Here is a 23,514-nt window from a genome sequence, read left to right as displayed (position 1 = left end):
ATAAACCTAATGGCCATATTAAGAATTCCAACTCAGAAAGAAATAAAGAGGTACGCCACTTTATTCAATGTACTTGTTAAATATGGCTTTGAAGATGTGTTATCACATAGTCCAATTATTAAATTAATTCCTAAAAAATATCTGGACAATCACCCAGATACCAAGAAAAATTTATCTTTTTCTAAATACGAACGTATTAGAATGGTTCTTGAAGAATTAGGACCTACCTACATAAAACTAGGACAAATATTCAGTACCCGTGAAGACATGCTGCCGCTAGAGCTTATAGAAGAACTAGAGAAACTGCAGGATCATGTTCCCAAACTTAAAGACTTTGATGTATTACATACTGTTGAGCAAGAATTAGGTATTGAAAAATTCGGGTATTTTGCCACCATTAAATTAGAACCTTTAGCCGCAGCATCTTTGGCGCAGGTACACCAAGCTCAACTGGTAAATGGTGAAGATGTCATTTTAAAAATACAGAGACCACATATTACAGAGGTCATTGAAGCAGACCTAATGGTCATGAAGCAAGTTGCCGATAGTCTTGAGAAATATAGTACGCAGGCGCAAGCTTTTCAGCCTATTCGTATTATTGAATCTTTTGAACGTAGCATTAATGAAGAACTACAGTTTGCAAGAGAAATAGGCAATACCGAACGTTTTGCGCAAAATTTTGCTGACAATCAATATATTCACGTACCTGAAATTTATAAGGAACTCTCTACAGATAAGATTATTTGTATGGAACTTATAGACGGTATAAAAGTTTCTAATATTGAAGCACTTACAAAAGCAAACATAAACCCAAAAGCCATTGCAAAAATTGGTGTTGACCTATATATAGAACAGATTTTAGATCACGGATTTTTTCACGCAGACCCACACCCTGGTAACATTTTTATAATTCCGGAAACAAAAAAAATATGTTTTTTAGATTTTGGAATGATGGGTACCATTCTACCAAATGAAAAAGAATATATAAACGACTTGTTACTGTATTTTCTCAGCAAAGACGTTAAAAAGATAATTATACTCTTAGAAAACATTGCTATAAGAACTAATATACCCGATTATAAAAAACTAGAACAAGACCTCTATCAATTACTTGAAGGTGTAAGTAATACTGCTATACAGAATATTAAACTGGGCGATACCTTATCTCAATTTAAAGTTGTCCTATACGAGAATCAAATTATAATTCCCCATTATCTATATATGATGATAAGAGGTATTGTTCTTATTGAAGGTGTTGGCTTAAAACTAGATCCTGAATTTAATATCACTGAAAATCTAGAGCCTTATACCGCAAAAATCTTACAAAGAAGGTTTAGCTTAAAATACCTGTTTAAAAAGAACCTGAACCGTATAAAAGATATCAACGCCCTAGTTGATACTTTGCCCGATGATATCAATACTATCTTAAAAAAAATTAAGGAAGGTAAGTTAGAAATAGTGCATGAACATAAAGGTCTTAAAGAGTTTCAAACTGCAACTAGCAAGGCTGTCAATCGCTTAGTCTTTGCCGTTATCATCGCAGCACTTTCCATTGGCTCATCTTTATTGGTCATGGCTAAAATGCCGCCATTAATTAACGGCGTTCCTCTTTTAGGTGCCATAGGGTTTGTATTGTCTGCAATTCTTGGGTTTTATATCATAATTTCCATCTTTAGAAATGATCAATTTTAAGTATTTAATATATGGATGAAGTTGAAAATATCACCAAGTATTTGGATCCTTATATTTTAGGGGTACTCATTAGTTTGGGTATTGGTCTAATTCTAGGACTAGAGAGAGAATATAATAACTTAAAGGAAGATAAAGGGTTTGCCGGTATACGTGCTTTCCCCATTGTAGCCATTTTAGGTTTCACACTTGGCAGCCTTACTGAAATCTACTCTACCTGGTTGCCCATTATTGGTCTAGGTGCTTTCATTTTCTTTTTAGGCTTCAATCATTTATATAAAGAAATTGTAGAATATGAGCGTAGTTTCACTACCAACATCGCATTGATTGCAACTTTGGTTTTAGGGCTAATGGTTTCTGCAGATTATTATAGAAATGCAGTCGCTACGGCAGTGATTATAGTCACCTTACTATCTTTAAAGACTCGTTTTCATACTGTTATAAGGAATATTACATCTGACGAACTTTTCGGATTGATAAAATTTTCAATTATAGCTTTATTGATTCTACCTTTTTTACCGAATAATAATTACGGTCCTAATGAATTGATTAATCCGTTTGAGATTGGATCCATCATCGTTATTGTATCTTTTTTGAACTTCATAGGCTATTTTCTGGTCAAATTTGTTGGCTCTAAAAAGGGTATTTTATTAACCGCAATTCTGGGCGGACTAATTTCAAGTACTGCGGTAACTTGGAGCTATGCTTCGCGTAGTGTAGAATCTCCAGAACTTTCTAGAAAATATGCTGCAGGTATAATCATTGCATCGGCAATTATGTTTCCAAGGCTAGCCTTGCTGACCTATATTTTCAATGCTGCACTTTTTAAATATGTAGCCATACCTTTTGCCATATTTTCAATTCTATGCCTTACAGTTTCTCTTCTATTAATTAGAGAAGATACCAATAAGCCCGACACAAATATTAAGCTAGGCAACCCTATGAATTTACTTAATGCTATTTGGTTCGGTGTAATTTATGTGGTCATACTTTTTGCCGTTTTTTACAGTAATAAATTTTTCGGTGAGAGTGGTCTATACTACTCTGCGTTAATTGCCGGATTAGCAGATACGGATGCTATCACCATAAGCTTGGCAAAATTTGCTTCTGATGCAGAAAAAATTAAACTGGCATCGTCTGTCATAGTTACCGCAGTAATGAGTAATATGCTCGTTAAATTGGGTATTTCGGTATTCAAAGGTTCTAAAATTACGGGTAAATTAGTAGGTTATACTTTCGTTGGCATTATTATCATTGGTATTTTATATGCTGTAATCGCTAGATAACATCGTTTAACTAAATTCTAAAAATAATCATAAGAGCTACTATTGTCGCCTATAGTAACTTCTAGAAAATCATTATTCAGATTCCATTAAATTAATATTACTTTCAAAATTGTGTTAAAAGTTTTGCGTCTAGTTTACGACTTAAAACTTATCTGAATATAATCATTGAATGAATTTTATTAAATCAACTTGGAGCAGATTCAAATCACTTTTTCAACAAGGACTTACTCCTAGGCAATTGTCATTAAGTATTACTGTTGCAATTGTAGTTTCTCTGTTTCCAATTTTTGGCATTTCAACAATAGTTCTTACCGCACTTGCTGTCAAATACAAATTAAACCTCCCTATTATGATTGTATTAAGTTATGTGGTTGAGCCTATTAAGGCTTTTCTTTTCATTCCTTTTATCAATATCGGCGAAACACTTTTTGGAACGGAACATACTTTGTTGACTTTTAAAGCGATAAAAGCAAGTTATCATTTTAGTTTTTGGAATACACTAAATTCTCTTTCATATGAATTAGTCTGTGGTATTGTGGGTTGGGCCTTAACTATAATACCCACTTCTATATTTTTTTATTTTTTATTGAAAGAATTGTTAAAATTATTCGTCAAAGATTCTAAATCAACCACATGAGTACAAAAACAACCATTCAATTTTTAGGCTATTTAGGATTAATAGGATCTATTCTGGTAGGGATGGGAGAATATTTACTCCACTACTCTACTAATATTTTGGGTCATTCAGAAAATTATGAATTCTTTGCTTTTGTAGACTTAGACCATATGTCTTTAGGTCATTTTTTAGCAGTCATTGGTCTACCCTTTTACTTTGCTGGCTATATTCATATATATCTAATGTTGAGATCGGGCAATGAAACATTAGCCAGAATGGTACTCGCAATTGGTTTTATCGCTTTTGCCGTTGGGGGAATATGGATTGGCTCTCGCTCTTCAATAGGCAACATTGTACATCTTAAAAATGCAATGTCCCCAGAAGTATATAAAGATTTACTAGCCCATTATACAAATCATATGGAAGTATTAGTGCAAGCGCTAAGAGTAATAGTTGCATTACTATCCATTGTTTTTATTGTTGCTATACTTAAAGGCGGTACTTACTATAAAAAATGGATGGCAATTTTTAGTCCAATTGTAATATTAGTTGTCGTAGCCCTAGTTGGTTTAGCTATTCCTGCTATTGGTCAGCATACTTTACCAATTCTTATGAATATTACTCATTTTATACTTTTTAGCTTATCGCTATACCAATTAAATAATCTTCTAAAACCTTTACATAATGATTAAAAAAATACTTAAAATAATAGGTATAATCCTATTAACAATGATACTCTTAGTATTTTTTAGATTTTGGCGTGATGCAGTTTCTGATAAATACGATGTTAGTATTGAATCAAGTAAAATACCTGAATTTTCAAGTGTACCCTTAGATTTTATTCATAAATACACTGGCGACAAATCACTCCCTTTAGCTCCGTCTGCTCTTATAGATATTAATAATGACAACATTGACGAAGTATTTTTTGGTGGTGGAATGGACCAAGAAGATGCCATTTATGCATATCGCAATAATGAATTTGTACTGATTTCAGATGAAATTGGCTTACCTAAAAAAGGAAACACTACTACTTCATTAGGTGTTGTATCCGGAGATATGGACAACAATGGCTTTACAGATTTAATTATTGGTAGAGAAGATGGTCTTCGAATTTACTATAATGATGGAAAAACATTTACAGAAACAGTCGTTAATACTCCGGTAAATAAAAAGTCGTCCCCTGCAGGAATCACTCTAGGTGATATTGATAAGGACGGCGATTTAGATATTTTCTTAGCTACCTACCTACATAAAGAATTGATGGAGGGTCAAAATATATTTGAACGCTATGACTATGGATCTACAAGCGAGTTATTATTGAACAACGGTGATAATTCTTTTAAGAGTATTACAAAAGCTGCCGGCTTAGATTACATACACAACACTTTTCAAGGAGTTCTTGTAGATATTGACAATGATTCATGGCTAGATCTAGTTGTAGTGCATGATACTGGCGAAGCTAGAACCTATAAAAACAATGGAGATTTAACTTTTACAATGAAATCTAACCCGTTAACTGGCAAGTTTGCCTACCCTATGGGGCTAGCTGTTGGTGATTATAATAATGACGGATTGGTTGATTTCATGTTCTCAAATGTTGGTACAACTGCTCCAAATTTTATGGCAAGTGGCGATATTAAGGATAAATCTCTCTTTAATGATAAATGGATTTTATTCAAGAATGAAGGTAACTTTCAATTTACAGATGCCGCAGAAGAAGCTAAAATTGCTGATTATGAGTTTTCTTGGGGATGTACTTTTGCAGACATGAATAATGATGGCTTACAAGATTTAATGGTAGCAGAGAATTATGTGGATTTTCCTTTTAGTAAAATTTTTAAACTACCAGGACGATTATTGATTCAAAAAGAAGACCACACCTTTGTTCCTACAGAAACAGAAAGTGGTGTTGAAAATCCTTTTTACGGTATAACCGCACTTGTAAGTGATTTCAATGCCGATGGTCATTTGGATCTTATCTGGACCAATATCGATGGCCCATCAAAAGCTTTTATCAATAAAGGAAATAACAACAATTTTGTACAAGTAGATTTAGCAGATGCCGCAGAAGCTATGGGAGCAAAAGTTACCGTTGTTACACCAAACCAAACATATACAGATTGGCTGGTAACGGGTGAGGGATTAGCAAGTGACCAAACTGCATTGATACACTTTGGATTAGGACAAAATCAAAATATTAATAAAATAACGGTAACCTATTCAAATGGTAACAAAGACGAGATTATTGCACCTAAAATTAATTCGGTAGTAGATATTATAAAAGAACGTAATCTACTAAAGGCAAACGATACATTAGTAACAACATTGAAAACAAAATTATGATAGAATCTCTTAAAAAAATGTTCCATAAAAGACCGGACGAATTTGATAAAACTCCTGAAGGAGTTTGCCCAAATTGCTGGGGTGACCAAGAATATGGAAATATAGTTCGTGAAAAATATAAAGATCTACAGATTGAAGTAAACAATCACAGTAGTAAACATGCCTTTATTCAAAATTTTGTAGTTACCCATTTAACAGGTATCCAGCTAAAAAGCAAAATTAGCGGACTAGAATGTCCTACTTGTCATATCACTCTTAAAAATGAGAACTAATACCAATCTATACTGGATTATAAATATTCTATTCCTCATTGGTCTTTTTGGTGCGGGTAGCCTAGTTATTACAGAATTTACAATAGGTAATGGCTGCCCCAAGTTTGGGGCTGTGCCAGCCTGTTTAATTATCTTAATTTGTTTTATACTGCCCTTTGTTTCGCATTTGTTTAAAAAGTGGAATCTTATCTACTTCATATTTACCGCTATTGCAGCACTAATTGCTTTAGTGGCTTCGATAATGCAGCTTGTTGATAAGGCAGAATGCCCTAAAACTGATTCTGGAATTCCTATGTGCTATATATCATTACTGATTTTTACATCACTTATCATCCTCAAAAAAATTCAACTTCAATACCCTAATAGCAAGTAACTGTCCCACAAATTTTATCTGCTGTTTTTTGTTCCTATAACTTCTATAAAAAAGAGAAATTAATAGTATAGAAGTAAGTATCAAAATGTATTTTTCAACATATCTATAATACTTTCTACAATCTAAATGCATTGCATAATTAGACAATGTATTACTTATAGATCATTACCATACTGTATTTTAATTGTCGTGAAAACGTAACCTAAATACTACGTTACACAAACTATTTTCAAATAGAATCATTTATATTTGAGTACACTTGACGTAGTTGTTATTATCTTTTATTTAAAATATTAAACAACTGATATCGTTCAATTAAAAAGCCTTTATACAGCTTTATAAATTTCAAGTCAAAACATATATGAAAGATACCAAAGTAAGATGGCTACAGGACCTTAGAAGATTTGTAACACTTAAGAGCCAATTTATACTTTCTGGGAACACCAAAGACTTACAACTTATTGACAATGGTTTTGGCGGTTTTAACTGGCATAGGCTAGAAAATGCGATTGACATTGAACTTAAAAGTTTAGGGTATGAAGAGGTGTTATATTACAACCCGTTAGACGGATTTGACATTCCTTTTTTCACCGGTAACCCTGATGAGAAAAAAGCCCTTTTCAACAAGCTGAACATACCGCTAAGCAGTCCTACTAGTTTTAATAATCTGGATACTTTTAATAGCGTTCTTCAATCTATAGTCAACTTCAAGGAAAGTCCTATTGCATTGATTGTAGATTTTGCATCGCAATTACTCATGAATCCTGAAAGTTTGGTAAAAGCGGAGCATGATACTTTTAGTCTTGCAAACGTACTTTCACAAACTACAAATACAAGACCACACGGCAATCCGCCTACCCCATTTTACAATTCGGTTATTTGGATTGTTGACAAAGAAGGTGATCTGCCAGATTGGATGGTGGTAAACAACCCCAAAATACGCCATATTCCCATAGAAAAACCAGACCACATTGTACGCAGAAGACTTGTGGATACACTGATTCAAGGTTTTGGTAAACAAGATGAAGACGTAGATAAAATTGTTACCGATTTTGTAAATGAAACAGAAGGCCTACTACTTTTAGACCTTGTTGCAATTATAGAGCTTACAAGAGCAGAATCTATTCCCATTACCCATATTGCCGATGCCGTACGTAGATATAAGATTGGGGTTACAGAAGATCCTTGGATCAATATAGACCGAGAGAAAATAGTACAGGGAGAAACCTTTATAAAGACTCGAGTAAAAGGGCAAGATCATTCTGTACAGCACATAATGGACATAGTTAAAAGAGCTATTACAGGTGTAGGTTCTTCCAAACGAAATAGTCGCCCTAGAGGTGTTGTCTTTTTGGCAGGACCAACGGGAGTAGGTAAAACGGAATTAGCAAAAACATTGACCAGTTTACTTTTTGGCGATGAGAATGCTTACATCCGTTTTGATATGTCAGAGTTCAGTGCAGAGCATTCAGACCAGCGTCTTTTAGGCGCTCCTCCTGGGTATATCGGGTATGATGTTGGTGGTGAACTAACCAATGCGGTACGTGAAAAACCTTTTAGCGTTCTATTATTTGACGAGATTGAAAAAGCACATCCGCGTATACTGGATAAGTTTTTACAAATACTAGATGATGGTGTTCTCACCAGCGGTCGTGGCGATAAGGTTTATTTTTCTGAAACCCTTATTATTTTCACCTCTAACCTAGGTATTTATAAGAAGACACCTACTGGTGGTCGTATTGCCCATACTTCTTATGAGGATCCTTTTGTTACCATACAAGAAAAAATTAAATATGAAATTGAGAATTATTTCAAGTTTGAACTGAACAGGCCTGAACTTCTAAATCGTATTGGTGATAATATTATTGTTTTTGACTATATAAGACCACATGTTGGCGAGATGATTTTTGATATGATGCTTGATAACCATTTGAAAGCTATACAAAAACAACTGAACATCACCTTGAATATAGATGACTCCGTAAAAAACAGTCTAAAAGAATTAGCCTTAAAAGACCTAAGTAATGGTGGGCGTGGTATTAGAAATAAAATAGAATATCACTTTATTACCCCTATTTCACGTTCTCTTTTCAGTCTTAACCCTGCACCTAATGATAATTTAAAAGCTACTGCTATTACCATAGATAGTACGGGCACAACAATCATTCTGAAAAAACAATAACCTATATGGATATACATATTTCTCGTGTGCACTATCCGGTTACAACATTAGGTCCTGGAAAACGTATAGGTATTTGGCTGCAAGGCTGTTCTATTCATTGTGAAGGGTGTATTTCTATGGATACTTGGCAATTTAATACCAACAAGGTATCCATGAAAGACTTAAAGCAAGTTTTAAAAACATGGTTACCACAATGTGACGGAATTACCATTTCTGGCGGTGAACCTTTTGATCAAGAAAAACCTCTTTCGGAGTTGCTCGAATTTTTAAACTCCTATGATAAGAATATTTTGGTCTATAGCGGATATTCGTTTGATGTATTAAAAGAAAAAAAGCTAATGCAAAACGGATTGATAGATGTATTAATATCTGAACCTTATGACCATACTCAAAGCCAGACCAAAAGACTTCTTGGTAGTGATAATCAAAAGGTTCACTTTCTAACATCGGTAGGTAAAAATGAATTCACTACATATCTAGAAGAACCCATAGAGAAAAAATTAGACCTTCATATTACCCCAGAAACTATTTGGATGGCAGGCATACCCGTTGACGGGATGAATGAGATTACCCAAGCAAGTAAGGAGAATAATGTAACCCTAACGCACAGTCAAGCAGTGATCAAAAAGTAATAATTATGGAATTTGTAAGACTCTGCCCTGCTTGTAATAGTGAACGCCCTGTTCAAGAAATGTACTGCCAAAACACGGTCAATGATGCTACGTGTAGTTGGTTGCTCATGAACGTTACCCAAACACCAAAAGGCGGTAAGGTAGAAATTGAAAACACACCTGTTATACAAAACGCGCGTTACTGTACTAACGGACACGAAGTTCAGCCAAACGACTTTATGTGTATGGAATGTGGTGCAGATATTGAAACGCTAACTAGTGCGCATGAAAATACCAATACCCAACAAATAGATGAATATCAGATTGTTAAAACTGTAAAAGCACAACGCACTACCAAAGAGTGCTTTATAGTCAAAGACGCTGCAGACAAGGAGTACTTTCTAACCCTGTATTTTGAAAACAGCGAGCCGGACAAAGGTATTTACAAAGTATTGGACAAGATGGATAGCGACCATATTGCCACACTTATAAAAACCGGTGAATGGAACGGTCGCTTTTTTGAAGTTTCCGAATGTATAGATGGTGGGTCTTTAGATAAATTGGATTATCTAGAGCTTGATAAAATAGAGAAATTAGTGGATGAAGTCGGTAGAGCTATACACGATTTTTCTAAGGCTGGTATTCGTCATCGCGATATTTGTCCTAAAAATCTTCTACTGAGAGATTCTGAAAATTTTGATGTGGTTATTATAGATTACAGTTCTGCACGTTTGTCAGATTATGATCTAGATACGGACACACCCATAGAACTTACCAGATATACCGCCCCTGAAGCCATTATAGGTGGTGTTAGTCCGGCTTCAGATTGGTGGAGTTTAGGTATGATTGTCCTAGAACATATTACAAAGGGAGAATTCTTTGAAAATATCAATGATAAAGCATTTATGATTCACTTGATCACTAGAGGCGTAGATATTCCACCTTCTATTGATGAGCGTATTTTGCATTTGCTTAAGGGTTTACTTTACAGAGACCCAGTAAAACGTTGGAATTGGGAACAGGTAGATAAATGGCTTAAAAATGAAGAGGTCTTAGCTCCTGTAGAACACCTTACAACGACTACGAAAAAAGAAAAGAAAATTACTTTGGGTTCTGAAAGTTACACCAATGTTGCATTCTTTGCCTTAGCTGCTGCCGAGGAGGAACATTGGGAAGAGGGCTTATCGCTTTTTAATTCTGGTTCTCTTGCCAGCTGGGTAAGTGAGGTTCTTGGTAAAGACCAAAAATCTGCCGCTGTTCGTGATCTTAGAAATAAAGAGGATATTGCTTTAGAATGGCGCTATCCCCTAGCCTTAATGGTTTTAAATGAGGCATTGCCGCTTACTTGGCGAGGACAGATTGTAATCCCGGCATGGCTTATGGGAAATACGAAAGAAGCTATTAACCTTGTTGAAAGCCAAGTACCCGATTATTTAGCAAGTATTCAGCGAGAAAAATGGCTCATTCAGCTTAAGGAAAGAAAAGCGAACATTACGCGAAAAGCCAAAAACCAAGAAATTCAATTAGACAATGATAAGTTTTTAATTTACAGCCTTAGTTCTTCACGAGTAAAACTTAAATCTGAAATGGATTTCTTGCGTCGCCTTTATCCAGATGCACATAATGCCGGACTTTCAGATGTTATGAGCAATCTAAGGGTTCGTGAAGAAGATATGATACTTGTTTTAAGTGCCAGTCGTAATCAGTTTATTACATTAGAGGAACTTATAAACAAAACAAAAAAACTTGCAAAAAAGCATGATTTAGAACTCAACGTACCTTTTTATGAAGCTTGTCTTATAAAGTATAGATTAGAAATCTTTGAGATGCTAAACAACCATTTAGAAGGTTTCTCTCGCTGTAACAATGAAGCGTTGGATAGATGGGCAGATCGTTTCAGAATTGAAAAGAGGTTACCCATTATACCTTCTGTACTATGTCTATCTATTCCTAAAAACAGATGGGTAGCACCGCCTAAACATGAATACGGTTCTAGCTTATTACGTCATTTTGAGAAAAAAGTGGTGTACGCATCCTCTAGAGGTCCGTTAGTTAGGTTGATTATATCAAAACACTCGGCTCGTATTGACGTTAATGAACTTGGCACTAGCTTAAAATCTACTGAAAAGCTTGTACAAAATATTCTTAAAAGATCTACAGGTACGGAAAATGTAGACCCCTTGGCTTTCAATAAAAATGCACTGTTAGCAAGACGAACGAGAAGAATGTTGCTTAAAGCTGCCAATTTTAAGCGCGATACAGGTTTAGATTCACTATTCATGGGGTTTCCGTTTTTGATAGCTCAACAGAAAATGACCCACAGGCCACGTATCATGCCTATTCTATTATGGCCAGTTCATTTAGACTTTAGTTCTAGAGCAACTACATCGTTGAAAATAAGTTTTGATTATGCGCAGGGTGAAATAAGGTTGAACCCTGCTCTTGCAAATACATTAGATCCTGATAGTTATAAAAAACTAGAGAAAATAAGCCGTGAGATTCTAGGTAGACAATCGTTACATAGTTCTGAAATTATCGATGCTTTTAGCGCATGTTTTCCTGCAAAAAGCAACGAACTTACCGCTCACCCAAGCGTTAACTATAAAAGAGATGAAGTTGGTACGGAGCTGCATCCTTCTGCAGTGTTTTTCAATGCTAATTTCACAGGTCAGGCAATTAGTGAAGACTTGCGCCTTTTACAGAAATTACCGCATACAGGCTCTTCAATGGAGCCCATTTTAAAAATATCCGAACCTGAGATTATTGAGCAAGTTGAGGAAAGCTCGGAAAATGGTCGTTACACGACAATGGCTATTGATCCTTCTCAAGATAACGCCGTTCTAAAAAGTAGAACAGCCCCGGGTATTGTTATAGAAGGTCCGCCAGGTACGGGTAAAAGTCAGACCATTGTAAATATCATTTCTGATTGCATAGGTAGAAACGAAAAAGTATTGGTCATTTCTCAAAAGAGAGCGGCAATACAAGTTATTCTAAAAAGATTGCAAGCTGTAGGTCTAGAAAAGAGAGCTTTGCTGATTACAGACTTATCAAGAGACCGCCAACCTATTATACAAGGTATTCGAGAACAAGTGGCACATTACTATTCTCAACCTTACAATCAAAAAACCTTAGATAATCTAACTCAGAAACGTGAAAATCTTGGAAAAAAAATAGATCGATTAGAAGCTAATCTTGACGTACTATCACATCAAATTCATCTTGTAGACGAAACTTCTGGTTTAAGCTATCGTAATGTACTTTCAGAATTAATTGATATTACTTCTAAAGAATACATTGAAGTACCAGAGCTGAGAATGCTTTTTGAAAACAGCACTAGAAATAAGCTTAACATTCATATTGAAGAAATAAGCAGCTTAATAACAGGTTGGGTTCCGTCTAAATATGAAAATAACCATCTTCAAAACCTCCAAGTCACTTCTTTTGACAGTAATACAGAATCTGTATTGACCAAAGACTTGAACACTTTTTATGAAGCGGAAAAAGAACGTGTACAGTTCATTAAGGAGACTTCTGGAAAGCTTGACACCCCTAATGCCGCATATTATGGTGAGTGGTTAGCTGAACATAAAGAGGTATTACTCAATGTATCAAAATCGCAGGCTTCTCAAAGTCAACTTTGGCTACATCTTCTTTATGATGAATTTGATAGCCGGTCCATAGGAGATGATATTCATGACAAACTTCTTAAATTATTAGAACAAGTAGAACAGCTCATCTCTAATTACCAAGACGACCGTTTTGCTCCATATTTTGATAGTTTAGATGATGAAAATGTATTGAAATTGGATAAAGCTTGTGCTACCTATTTAAGTACTTCAAGTTTAAAAGTGCTCAACCCTTTCTATTGGATATATAAATCACAACTTAAAAAAGTAACGAATAAGCATCGTCTTCCATTAAATCAACAATCTGTTAACGAATTACAAGCTGCCGTAAGCTATGAGAACAATTTTAGAGCTTACCGAAATGAATATGCGCAGCATCTTGTAAAATTGAAGACTAATTCTCTGGTTATAACAGAACCCAGACGACTAGGAGTAGAAGTAAAATCTACTGCCAGAGCGCTTGAAAAAGCCATCTTATTGGTTAGTACTTTAAGAAGCTGTCCTGCAAAGGACGAAGCCAGAGCAATTCTGGAAATAGGAGATGAGAATGCATATACAGAATTCTCAATTGCTTTAGAGAGCGCCAGCAAGCGTTTTGAAAACAGGCAGCAATCTCTTGGTAAATTACATGAGCTAGAAAAATGGCTGACACCAGAAGCTGTCTCATTATTTAAAAATGCAGTTGAGGAAAATGATACGGATTTGAGCATAGCTAAAAATATCATTACTGATATGGTAAATTTTGTTCCCTATCAAAAATTTAGAATACGTTTTAATGATAGCCCGTCTAAAAATGAGCTTATAGAAATATTCGCTATTCTTAGAAACTACGAAAAAGAAATATCCAATTTTGCTAAGGAAAAATGGTCATCTATTATTGCCACATCACTACATAGAGAAGGTTTATTGGCTTGGAAACAACGCATAGAAAAGTCATACCCTTCTATGCTTATGGCAGAGAGTGAGGTAGAAAATAAAATTAGTGATCTAGAGGACCATCTAGATGAAATGAAAGAGCTCAACCGAAATACGTTAGCCCTCAATTATAATTTTGATGATATAGAATCACAAACCGCATGGAACAGTATAACCAGATTAAGAGGTAAAAATTACAAAAAACTCCGTGAGTTTATTTCTGAAGGCGAACCCTTGGGGCTATTAGAATTGAGACCTGTATGGCTTATGAATCCAGAAGTGGTCTCTCAAGCATTACCCCTACAAGCCGGTATGTTTGATGTTGTTATTTTTGACGAGGCTTCACAAATGTTGGTGGATCACGCTATACCTTCATTATATAGAGGTAAAAGGGTAATCATAAGCGGAGATGAAAAACAAATGCCACCAACAGGATTTTTTACAAAAAAACTGGAAGAAGACGATGATGATATAGACCAAGCAGAACTTGATGAGGACCATTCTGAAGAAGATCTTGTAAATTATGAAGACGCATGGAACAAGAAAGAGGTAAAAGATAGTCCCGATCTACTTTCTTTGGCAAAAACAGTTTTACCTACCACTACCCTACAAATTCATTATAGATCACAATACAAAGCGCTTATTAATTATTCTAATTATGCGTTTTATGATGCTATGCTTCACATTCCCGCGTATCACCCTAAAGAAGAAATTGCAGCTGTTAAGCCTATTGAAGTACTTCGCGTTAATGGAATCTATGACGAACAGACCAATGTTGCAGAAGCAAATACCCTCATAGAATATTTAGCGAAGCATTGGGCGTTACCAGAAGCCGAAAGACTTAGTACAGGCATTGTTACTTTCAATAAAAAACAAGCAGAGCTTATAGAAGATACTATTGAAGAATACGCTGCAGAAAATGCTAATTTTAGTCGTGCGCTTACTATAGCTCGTAACAAACAGCAAGATGGAGAAGACATGGGCTTCTTTGTTAAAAATGTAGAAAACGTTCAAGGAGATGAGCGTGATATGATTTTGTTCAGTACCACTTTTGGTATTAATCCGTTAGGTGCTTTCCGCCGTAATTTTGGTGCATTGGGTCATCGCGGTGGTGAACGCCGTCTTAATGTGGCTATTACCAGAGCAAGAAACAAGGTGGTAATTGCGACCTCTATGCCTACGCAAGCAATATCAGATATTTTATCAACAGGTAGACTAGCTTCTAAACCAAGAGATTATATACAGACATATCTTAATTATGCAGAAATACATTCAAACGAGCAAATAGATATTGCTACCAAAACTTTACGTCTTTTATCAACCGGTAATCATCAACAAATATCTAAGGTTAGAAATGACGGATTTAAAAATATAGTTAAAGCATTTGTGGAAAGTTTAGGATATGAAACTGTCGAAGATAATGAGAACTCGGTATTCTATATGGACCTTGCCATTAGAGACAAACAACACGGTCATTTTATTTTAGGTATAGAATGTGACGCTCCATATGATAATCTTTTAAAGCAAGCGCGATACAGAGAATTGTGGCGCCCGAATGTTTTAAAAAGATCTATTCCACATATTCATAGAACCACATCTTATCAGTGGCTAGAGAATACCCAAGAAGAGCAATTAAAACTAAAAAACGCCATTGAAACGGCACTTATACAGAACTAATGAGCGGACCTAAAGTAGTACGTATTGTTACACCACAAGAACGACAGATTATAAAAGACCGTTGGCTAACGCAACTAAAAGAAGCTTTGGTAAGAACTGAAGTCTATGCTCAGAATAATAATTTATTGGATAAAGATTTGGAGAAAGGGCTTTTAGAGACCCATGAATTTTATGCCAATTTAACCATAGATGATTACCGACAAATAGAGCAAGAAGTACCGCAGCAGATAGCCTACTTAAATGCCGAACTTAAAAAACTTAAACATAAAGTTGCTAGTGAAAGAACCACAGATTGGGACACTTTTAGGCATCTTAAGAGTACGCATAATGAGTTAAAAGCGCTATCAAAAGAAAAAAACATACTTATTGAACCCTTTAATGCTCCTAGTATTCTAACCAAGAGTCATTTAAAGACATATAAGTCTCAAGTAGATAACTTATATGAACTGCTACAAAAATCAATTTCTAAAGCCGACGCATTATCTGAGGAACAACTGGAATTGCAAGAGCGTTTGTCTAAAGGCGACAGTATGCTCTCGGTTACCGATTGGAAAGCCAAACTACCGAGAACCAAATCTCGTTTAAAGAAACTAGAAGAGACTCTTAAAGAAATGTACGTGCATGAAATGTCTCAAGAAAAAATACAGACATTGATAGATCGCTGCGGACAACTTGATGCCAACGCATTAAATTATGAGGTGCAATTAGATTCACTTATCATAGATGCGGCAGACTTTACTAAAAATGAACATGCACTTCGTGATGCCCGTGAAGACCTCAGTAATAGTCTACTCCTTATTAAAACATTAGGTGAGGATTTCAAATTTGTACCACAATGGACGAAAATACTCCAATCTTCAGAACTTAGTCTTCTATTAGAAACAGCAGAAAAGGCTCGAACTTTTTATAAGAACACTTCTGAAAGCCGAATAGTAGAGGCGAGAAGAATTGCCATTAAATCTGCCTTAGAAAAAGCGGGGTACGCCATAAATGACAATATGCAAACTGCTTGGGTAGAAAATGGACGCCTAGTCGTGAAAAAGGCTACAAACTCACTCTACGGAGTGGAAATTATGAGCCCTACTAACCTGAGTAGAATTCAAGCCCGTGTAGTAGCGGACGAAAACCGCAGTAACGAAAGATCTCCAAGTCTAGATAAAAATGAAGAAGAAACCTGGTGTGATGATATTGATGAGATAAGAACTTTATTCGCTAATAAAGATTTAGAAATCATCATTGATAAAATGGAAGAGCCTGGTGCAATTCCTCTTAAAGAAGTACCTCTAAATAGTGGGTATGAAAGCCGTAAGCAAGGTGTTGAGAAGAAAAGGCGTAGTTAGAATTTTGCTATTTCAGGTAACTTATTCGTATGCTTCTATGGTGAAGACATAAATTTAAAAGCACTATTAAATTATAACTTAACAGTGCTTTTTACTTTCTACTACATGTAAATATTGAATAAAATTCAGGAAAACTATTACTCAAAATTTTAAACTACCCACCTCTAGTTCATCTTTTTCTTTATCAAGTCGCACTACCGTAGTTTTGCGCTCTTCATTTGGTTTGCCATAATCGGTAAACATCGTAACTTTTAATACAGTTGGGCCTGAAATTTTCTGAACGTCATCAGCAAAATAATCTACTAAAATTTTATACTCGCCTTTAACAGCATCTTTCAACATAAATTCTTCTGGACCATAGCCTTCTGTCATATCTTCAGACATATGCCCCCCTATATTTGTTTCTTGATTTGAGTAATATGCTTTTTCTTCTTTAGGATCAACAATCCATAAATCTATGTCTGTATCATTATGATTCCAGTCAATCACAATTCTTACATCTGTATCAAGAGGTTTAAATTTCTCTTTCTCTTCTTTTTTTAATTTTAGTTTGTCACCATACTTATGTACAAGTCTATTTAGTTCAACATAAGCAATTTGCTCTATTCCATTAAAACGTTCATCCTCATCTTTTTCTAATAAATCGCCATTATATAATTTAAATAATAAATCATAAGCTTTTTGAATTTCGCCCAATTGCTCATAAGCCAAAGCCAAATCTCTGTAAGATTGTGGTTCTTCTGGTCTTAATTCTAAAACTTTTTTATAAACCACTACTGCTAAATCATATTGATTGAAGTACTCAAGTTTGTAACCTAGTGCTTTCATTAATTCATGATTACTTAATTCAATTTCCATTAAATTGGTTAAAATTCTAATTGCAATAGCTGATTTTTCTTTACGCTCAAAATAGTCAGATACATCAAGGTAAAAAGAGGGACTATTCGAATATTCATCTCTAATTTCTAAATACTTACTATAGGCTAATTCTGTATTTGGTTCTTTTTCTAGAATCTTAATATAGGGCGTATCAGGATTCCAAGATTTAAGGTCTATCTGATCACTTATTTCTTGATTAAATTTTTCAATTGCTTCAAGGTTAGTTTCCAAGCCTTTCTTTGTAGTTATAATAACTACACCGTTTGACGCTCTAGCTCCGTAAATTGAAGCCGCATTTAATGCTTTTAAAACCTGCATACCATCAATGTCTTCAGGTTGTAGCTCACCCATCGGGTTCTTTGAAACAATTTGACCATCGACAACATAAAGCGGATTGCTATTAGCTGTAACTGAATTGACACCCCTAACCGCAATATTTGAGCCTGAACCCAGCTCACCTAAATTCTGTGTAATCTCTACCCCTGCTGCCTTTCCTTGTAAGGCTTCGGAGACCACTGAGCTGACAGAAGCAGTTATACTCTTTTTCACCACCATTCCATATCCTACTACCACTACTTCCTCTAAATATTCAGTACTTTCTTCCATTGCTATAGAAATATCACTAGAATTAGTAATTGTTTTTATCACTGAGCCATAACCTATATATGATATTTCTAACTCATCATTTTCCTCTGCATTTATACTAAAATTACCATCGAAATCTGTTGAAGTGCCATTTGTTGTACCTTGCACAATTACACTTACCCCAGGTATCGGAGTATTTTCTTCATCTACAACCGTACCTGAAACTATATTTTTTGTCGAATCAATATTTATAACACTAGGGTTTGGAGTTTGACTCACCGTATTTTCGACTAACTCAATCGTGTCTGCAGTAATAGTATTTGTTTCTATACTAGAACTATCATTATTGGCTGTTTCTTCATTATTTTGCTTAATATTCTTTTTAGGGTACTTGGTTGAATACCAGTCTAAAATTTTATCATAATTACGGAACAAATCTTCTTTTCTATCATTTAATCGCTCAAGATGATATGCTTCGTCTTCTTCCAAATTTCTAATTAGTTCTTTGTATTCAGCTTTCAATTCAAAGGGTGGCTCAATACGATACTTCGCATAATCTTCAACCCTATCTAAAATCAACATTGAAGTATAATCTGTTACCAAATAATGGCTTTTTGCAAGCGAAATTATTTCTTCTTTATTTTCATCTTTATTACTACTTAAGTGCTTTAGCTTTTGTTTAGCCCATAATCGTTTTACTACCTCATCACTTTTATTTTTATTAATCTGAAGTTTGATGCGCTCCGTTACTTTTCCACTATATCCAAATAACAACTCTATAGTGCTGTTTTTTGAAAATCTACCAGAAAGAGTAAAATCTTCTGATACGTTTGTTTTCTTATTTGGATACACCTCCCAGAAATCATTATTCTGCTGGTATCCTAAAAATTGAAAAGTCTCCTGTTTTAAAATATTTAAAGCTTCGGTTTGTGGCAACCTAACCAGATTAATATAACTGCCACCAGATAATGTAGCGACTTCTCTTAGCAATTCATGATTTGCAGAAGTAGTAGAGTTAAATGTATAAATTGAGCCTTTATTAGTACTAGCATAATCTCCGAGATTAGCTAAACCATCTGTAAACAAAAGTGTTTCGCCCGAAATTTTTGCTAATGACTTAGAAAAATCCATACATGTACCACCATCATAAACAGCATCTTTTAATGCTTCTTTTAATTCTAGCCAATCACCATTTTCTATTTTATAAATTTTAGTTTGAACTATAGAATTACTAAAAGAAATATAATTTACTTCGACGTTTCTTAGGTAATAAAAATATTCACCAAGTATGGCTAATTCTTTTTCTACATTTCTATTTCTTAATGAATACGAAGTATCCCAAAGCAAAGTGATTTTCTTAGGCTTTTGCTTCAGCCTAGTATTTGGTTTAAGCGTTTGATTTATATAAAAATAGTCTTGAAAACTCAATTGTGTTTCTGCATTTCCAGTACTTGACAATTCTACTATAACTGGTATGTTTGGTCTATAATTCTGTTTCTCTAAAGATGCCGTAAAACCATCGTTACTTTCCTTAAAAAAGAAGTTTGCAACATCACTTTTTATTTTAGGTAGTTTTCCATCATTCAGTACGTTCATTTGTATTGAAAAATCATCTAATTTAGCTTTCATACCTAAAGGCAATTCATAAATTTGACGTTGATTTAATGTTGATAATTCTTGCTCAAAAATCAAAACAATGTGCTTATGCTTTTTGGGTAAAATCGGATAAATTCGTGCCTTGTAATTATTGCCTTCTGTTTTCTCTAACAGACCTGGATCTATATTTTGCCTTATTGTACTTTCAAAGGTAACACGAGCCAATTCTTTTTCTACAATAACTGCCTCGCGAAGTTTGTCATTAACATCCATCGCAAATTTAGAAACGGACTGCCCATCTCCTAAAGGAAATACTAATTCTCCCTCTAACGTTCTATCTAATTCATTATAGAACATCATATCATAGGTAGTGTTGGCAAAATTGCCAATAATATTTACATCGATTTTTAAACTAGTAAGTTTTAGTCTGCTAGAGTCTTTCAGTACTATTTCAAGGGACTCTTGGGCAAAAAACTGTGTACATATGAATAGAGAAATTAGTAAAATCAGCTTTTTCATGATTGGTAGTTTTATGGTTTTGATAAAAGTCTTCATGAACTACGAGATATGAAATGCAAACTGAGTGAACAGGTCATTTGAATGAGTTAAGCTTACTCTACATCATACATCTTCTTTGCTCTATTTACTCGTAGAGCAAGGCGTTTGACTAAACGCTCTGGCTGCAAAACCTTCATAGCTTCGCCGTAGCCTAATATAATTCGTTCTAGTTCAAAATTCAATTTGACCTTAATACCTATAACTATGCTACCGTCTTCATTTCTTTCTTCAATGCATTGCGAATGATGTAAGGGTTTTGTCTCAACGTATGGTGCGTGCCTTTGATGTACCCACAGCTTTACATTACTTGCTCTTTCCCCTTGGTTTACAGTTACCCCAATTACGTTCTTATAAAATTCATCTGCATTGAACTCTACAGGTATATAAGGCACGGAAAAAGCATAATCAACACTCTTAATACGGTCTAAAGCTAAATTTACAATTCCTCTTGATTTTGCACCTTTTCCAATTAGAAACCAACGATTATTAAATTCTTTTAATAGTATAGGATGAAATTGAATCACCCCAGATTGCTTTGCTTTAAAAGATTGATACTCCAATTTCAATACTATTTTTTTCTGAATTGCTTGATACAATTCATCCAACCAATGTAGTCCTTTTAGGTTCTCGTTTTTGTCTAAATGAATGATTGAAGCTTGATGTGTTTTCTCTGTGTATACCTTATCTTCTAAACGTTGAATAATGCCCCCTAATTCAGAAAACAATGAAAAGTCTTTAAACTGTTTTAGCATTTCTACAGTTTCACTAAGCACATTCATATCATTTTCTGTGATGGGAATATCTGTAATGGAATACTCATCCTCCTCGTACCTATAATATTTTTTATCGTAAACTTTTATGGGTGCATTGTAACCTAATTTATCGCTTCGCATTAACTGAATGTCCATTTGCACGGTACGTTTGCTTACATTGATTTCACGACCCTCATATTCATATAAAGCATCTGAACAAGCTTCTATTAAATCATCTAATGTCCATTTACGGTATGTATTCTGAAGACATTTATCAATCGTTTTATAACGGATAAGTGCATTTTTATTGATTGCCATTTCAATTCATTTTTACTAAAAATAATACATCAATTTTTACTACGCAAAATAACTGCGTAGTACATTGTCATATTTGTATCATAATTAAAGAAATGATGATAGACAAACTAAACAATTTAGCAAAAGATAAAAAAGTATCTATCCTTTATGCTTGCGAATCAGGTAGCAGAGCTTGGGGATTTGCATCACCAGATAGTGATTACGATGTTCGATTTGTTTACACTCATCCCCTAGACTGGTATCTATCTGTTTCAGAAAAAAAAGATACTATCGATATTATGGATGGTGATTTTGACGCTGTTGGTTGGGAACTTCGAAAGAAGCTGCGTCTTCTTAAAAAGTCTAACGTACCTGCTTTAGAACATCTATTTTCTCCTATAACATATATAGAAGAAAGTGAATCTATAAAAGAACTTAGAGCCATAGCTGAAGATTGCTTTTCTCCAGTAGCTTGTATGTACCATTATTTAAGTATGAGCAAAAAATATGAAGAAAAGCTAACGGATAAAAAAGTAAAACTAAAGAGTTTGTTTTATGCATTACGAACAGCTTTGGCGGGTAAATGGATACTAGAACATAATACAATGCCACCAGTTGTTTTTAGTAAAATGCTATCTCTGGTTAAAAAGGATGAAGAAGATGAAATAAGAAATTTAATGGCTATAAAATCAGAGAATAACGAAAGTTATCTGCATTCTAGAAATGAAAAGATCATAGAACTCATAACAAGAGTTATTTGTACTAATGAGAAGTACGCAAAATCACTTTCTGGCGGAAACCCTGATACAGATAGAATAGATAGTTTTTTATATAAAACCTTGACCAAATGAAAACAATAGAAGAACTAAAAGCTTCAGGAAACATCATATTTGAATGTATAAGCGGCAGTAGAGCATACGGACTTGCTACCCCTACCTCGGATACGGATATTCGTGGAGTTTTTATATTGCCAAAAGAAAAGTACTATTCACTAGAATATGTGGGTCAAATAAATAACGAGACGAATGATATTGTTTATTATGAGCTCAAGAAATTCATGGAACTTCTTTCAAAAAACAACCCTAATATTCTTGAGCTTTTAAGTGCACCAGAAGATTGCGTTCTTTTAAAACATCCTATATATGATACGCTTAAATCTAAATACTTCCTTTCAAAGTTATGCAAAGACACTTTTGCCAATTATGCTTTTACTCAAATTAAAAAGGCAAGAGGCTTGAAGAAGAAAATAGTAAATCCAGTAGAAAAAGAACGAAAATCTGTTACTGATTTTTGCTTTGTTCGAAAAGAAAAACGTTCGGTGCCTTTGCATACATTTTTAGAAACTGAAGACCTCGATGCAACCCGTTGCGGATTGGCAAAAATAAGCCACATGAAAGACTGTTACAATCTATTCTATAATCCTTATATGAAGTATAGTGGAATCGTCCGAGAAAATGCGAATGAAGTCTGTCTGAGTTCTATTCCTAAATCAGAGATGCCAGTAGCTATTCTATACTTTAATAGAGATGGGTATTCATCTTATTGCAAAAAATATAAAGAATATTGGTCTTGGGTAGAAAAAAGAAATGAAGATCGATACAAAAGCAATATCTCACATAGTAAAAACTACGATGCAAAAAATATGATGCATACTTTTCGATTATTGCATATGGCAAAAGAAATAGGTGCAGAAAGTAGAATCAATATTAAAAGAACAGACAGAGACTTTCTTTTGTCCATAAAAAATGCTGAATTCGAATATGAAGAGCTAGTTAAAAGGGCAGAAAAGTTAAGATTGGAATTAGATGATATCTATGAAAAATCAAGCCTTATGGAAAGACCTGATTTGTATACGGTAAACAAATTATTAGTAGAAATAAGAGAACAATTCTATTAAAAATTTTAACTACGCAA

15 protein-coding genes are annotated in these 23,514 nt (G+C 34.5%); 13 read left to right on the top strand and 2 right to left on the bottom strand.

Features of this window, described 5'->3' with window-relative positions; genetic code table 11:
- Positions 1-9: 9 nt before the first annotated feature.
- The 11 genes from ABJI11_RS04205 to ABJI11_RS04155 all read left to right on the top strand — a co-directional run bounded on the left by ABJI11_RS04205 (position 10) and on the right by ABJI11_RS04155 (position 16,933).
- The gene (locus ABJI11_RS04205) at positions 10-1,692 is read left to right on the top strand and encodes an AarF/UbiB family protein (RefSeq protein ID WP_348349707.1); all 1,683 of its coding nucleotides are present in this window, start codon (positions 10-12) and stop codon (positions 1,690-1,692) included.
- 11 nt (positions 1,693-1,703) lie between these two features.
- The gene (locus ABJI11_RS04200; RefSeq protein WP_348349705.1) at positions 1,704-2,975 is read left to right on the top strand and encodes an MgtC/SapB family protein; all 1,272 of its coding nucleotides are present in this window, start codon (positions 1,704-1,706) and stop codon (positions 2,973-2,975) included.
- A 169-nt stretch (positions 2,976-3,144) separates the two neighbouring features.
- A complete protein-coding gene (locus ABJI11_RS04195) occupies positions 3,145-3,612 on the top strand; it encodes a DUF2062 domain-containing protein (RefSeq protein WP_348349703.1) in 468 nt (155 codons plus the stop codon).
- Positions 3,609-4,283: a DUF6796 family protein gene (locus ABJI11_RS04190; protein WP_348349701.1), complete on the top strand. Its 675-nt coding sequence runs from the start codon at positions 3,609-3,611 to the stop codon at positions 4,281-4,283. The genes ABJI11_RS04195 and ABJI11_RS04190 overlap by 4 nt, the downstream gene beginning before the upstream one ends.
- A gap of 37 nt (positions 4,284-4,320) precedes the next feature.
- Positions 4,321-5,937 (top strand): CRTAC1 family protein, encoded by a 1,617-nt coding sequence (locus tag ABJI11_RS04185; RefSeq protein ID WP_348349699.1) that lies wholly within the window; start codon positions 4,321-4,323, stop codon positions 5,935-5,937.
- Entirely contained in the window at positions 5,934-6,209 is a 276-nt protein-coding gene (locus tag ABJI11_RS04180) for a hypothetical protein (protein ID WP_348349697.1), read from the top strand. Before ABJI11_RS04185 ends, ABJI11_RS04180 begins: the two co-directional genes overlap by 4 nt.
- Complete coding sequence (locus ABJI11_RS04175; RefSeq protein ID WP_348349695.1) at positions 6,199-6,582, top strand: hypothetical protein; 384 nt, start codon at positions 6,199-6,201, stop codon at positions 6,580-6,582. The genes ABJI11_RS04180 and ABJI11_RS04175 overlap by 11 nt, the downstream gene beginning before the upstream one ends.
- A 361-nt stretch (positions 6,583-6,943) precedes the next feature.
- Positions 6,944-8,764: an AAA family ATPase gene (locus ABJI11_RS04170; protein WP_348349693.1), complete on the top strand. Its 1,821-nt coding sequence runs from the start codon at positions 6,944-6,946 to the stop codon at positions 8,762-8,764.
- A 5-nt stretch (positions 8,765-8,769) separates the two neighbouring features.
- Positions 8,770-9,396 carry a 4Fe-4S single cluster domain-containing protein gene (locus tag ABJI11_RS04165; RefSeq protein ID WP_348349691.1) on the top strand — a complete coding sequence of 209 codons (627 nt, stop codon included), beginning with the start codon at positions 8,770-8,772 and terminating at the stop codon, positions 9,394-9,396.
- 5 nt (positions 9,397-9,401) lie between these two features.
- Complete coding sequence (locus ABJI11_RS04160) at positions 9,402-15,593, top strand: AAA domain-containing protein (protein ID WP_348349689.1); 6,192 nt, start codon at positions 9,402-9,404, stop codon at positions 15,591-15,593.
- Positions 15,593-16,933, top strand: coding sequence for a hypothetical protein (locus tag ABJI11_RS04155; protein WP_348349688.1), 1,341 nt, complete (start codon positions 15,593-15,595; stop codon positions 16,931-16,933). The genes ABJI11_RS04160 and ABJI11_RS04155 overlap by 1 nt, the downstream gene beginning before the upstream one ends.
- Before the next feature lie 141 nt (positions 16,934-17,074).
- Here the strand turns inward: ABJI11_RS04155 and ABJI11_RS04150 are convergent, their stop codons facing one another.
- Entirely contained in the window at positions 17,075-20,512 is a 3,438-nt protein-coding gene (locus ABJI11_RS04150; protein WP_348349686.1) for a VIT domain-containing protein, read from the bottom strand.
- Positions 20,513-20,604: 92 nt separating this feature from the next.
- Positions 20,605-21,621, bottom strand: coding sequence for a WYL domain-containing protein (locus ABJI11_RS04145; protein ID WP_348349684.1), 1,017 nt, complete (start codon positions 21,619-21,621; stop codon positions 20,605-20,607).
- Between the two features lie 92 nt (positions 21,622-21,713).
- Between ABJI11_RS04145 and ABJI11_RS04140 the strand changes: the two genes are divergently transcribed.
- Both ABJI11_RS04140 and ABJI11_RS04135 read left to right on the top strand, forming a co-directional pair.
- On the top strand, positions 21,714-22,451 hold the full coding sequence (locus ABJI11_RS04140) for a nucleotidyltransferase domain-containing protein (protein ID WP_348349682.1): 738 nt from the start codon (positions 21,714-21,716) through the stop codon (positions 22,449-22,451).
- Entirely contained in the window at positions 22,448-23,497 is a 1,050-nt protein-coding gene (locus tag ABJI11_RS04135; RefSeq protein WP_348349680.1) for a nucleotidyltransferase domain-containing protein, read from the top strand. Before ABJI11_RS04140 ends, ABJI11_RS04135 begins: the two co-directional genes overlap by 4 nt.
- The last annotated feature ends 17 nt before the right edge of the window (positions 23,498-23,514 follow it).

Origin of the sequence: Maribacter sp., assembly GCF_039968975.1 — a bacterium.
Taxonomy (GTDB): domain Bacteria; phylum Bacteroidota; class Bacteroidia; order Flavobacteriales; family Flavobacteriaceae; genus Maribacter.
The sequence above is the reverse complement of the archived record's forward strand: the minus strand, read 5'-3'. Positions and strand labels throughout refer to the sequence as shown.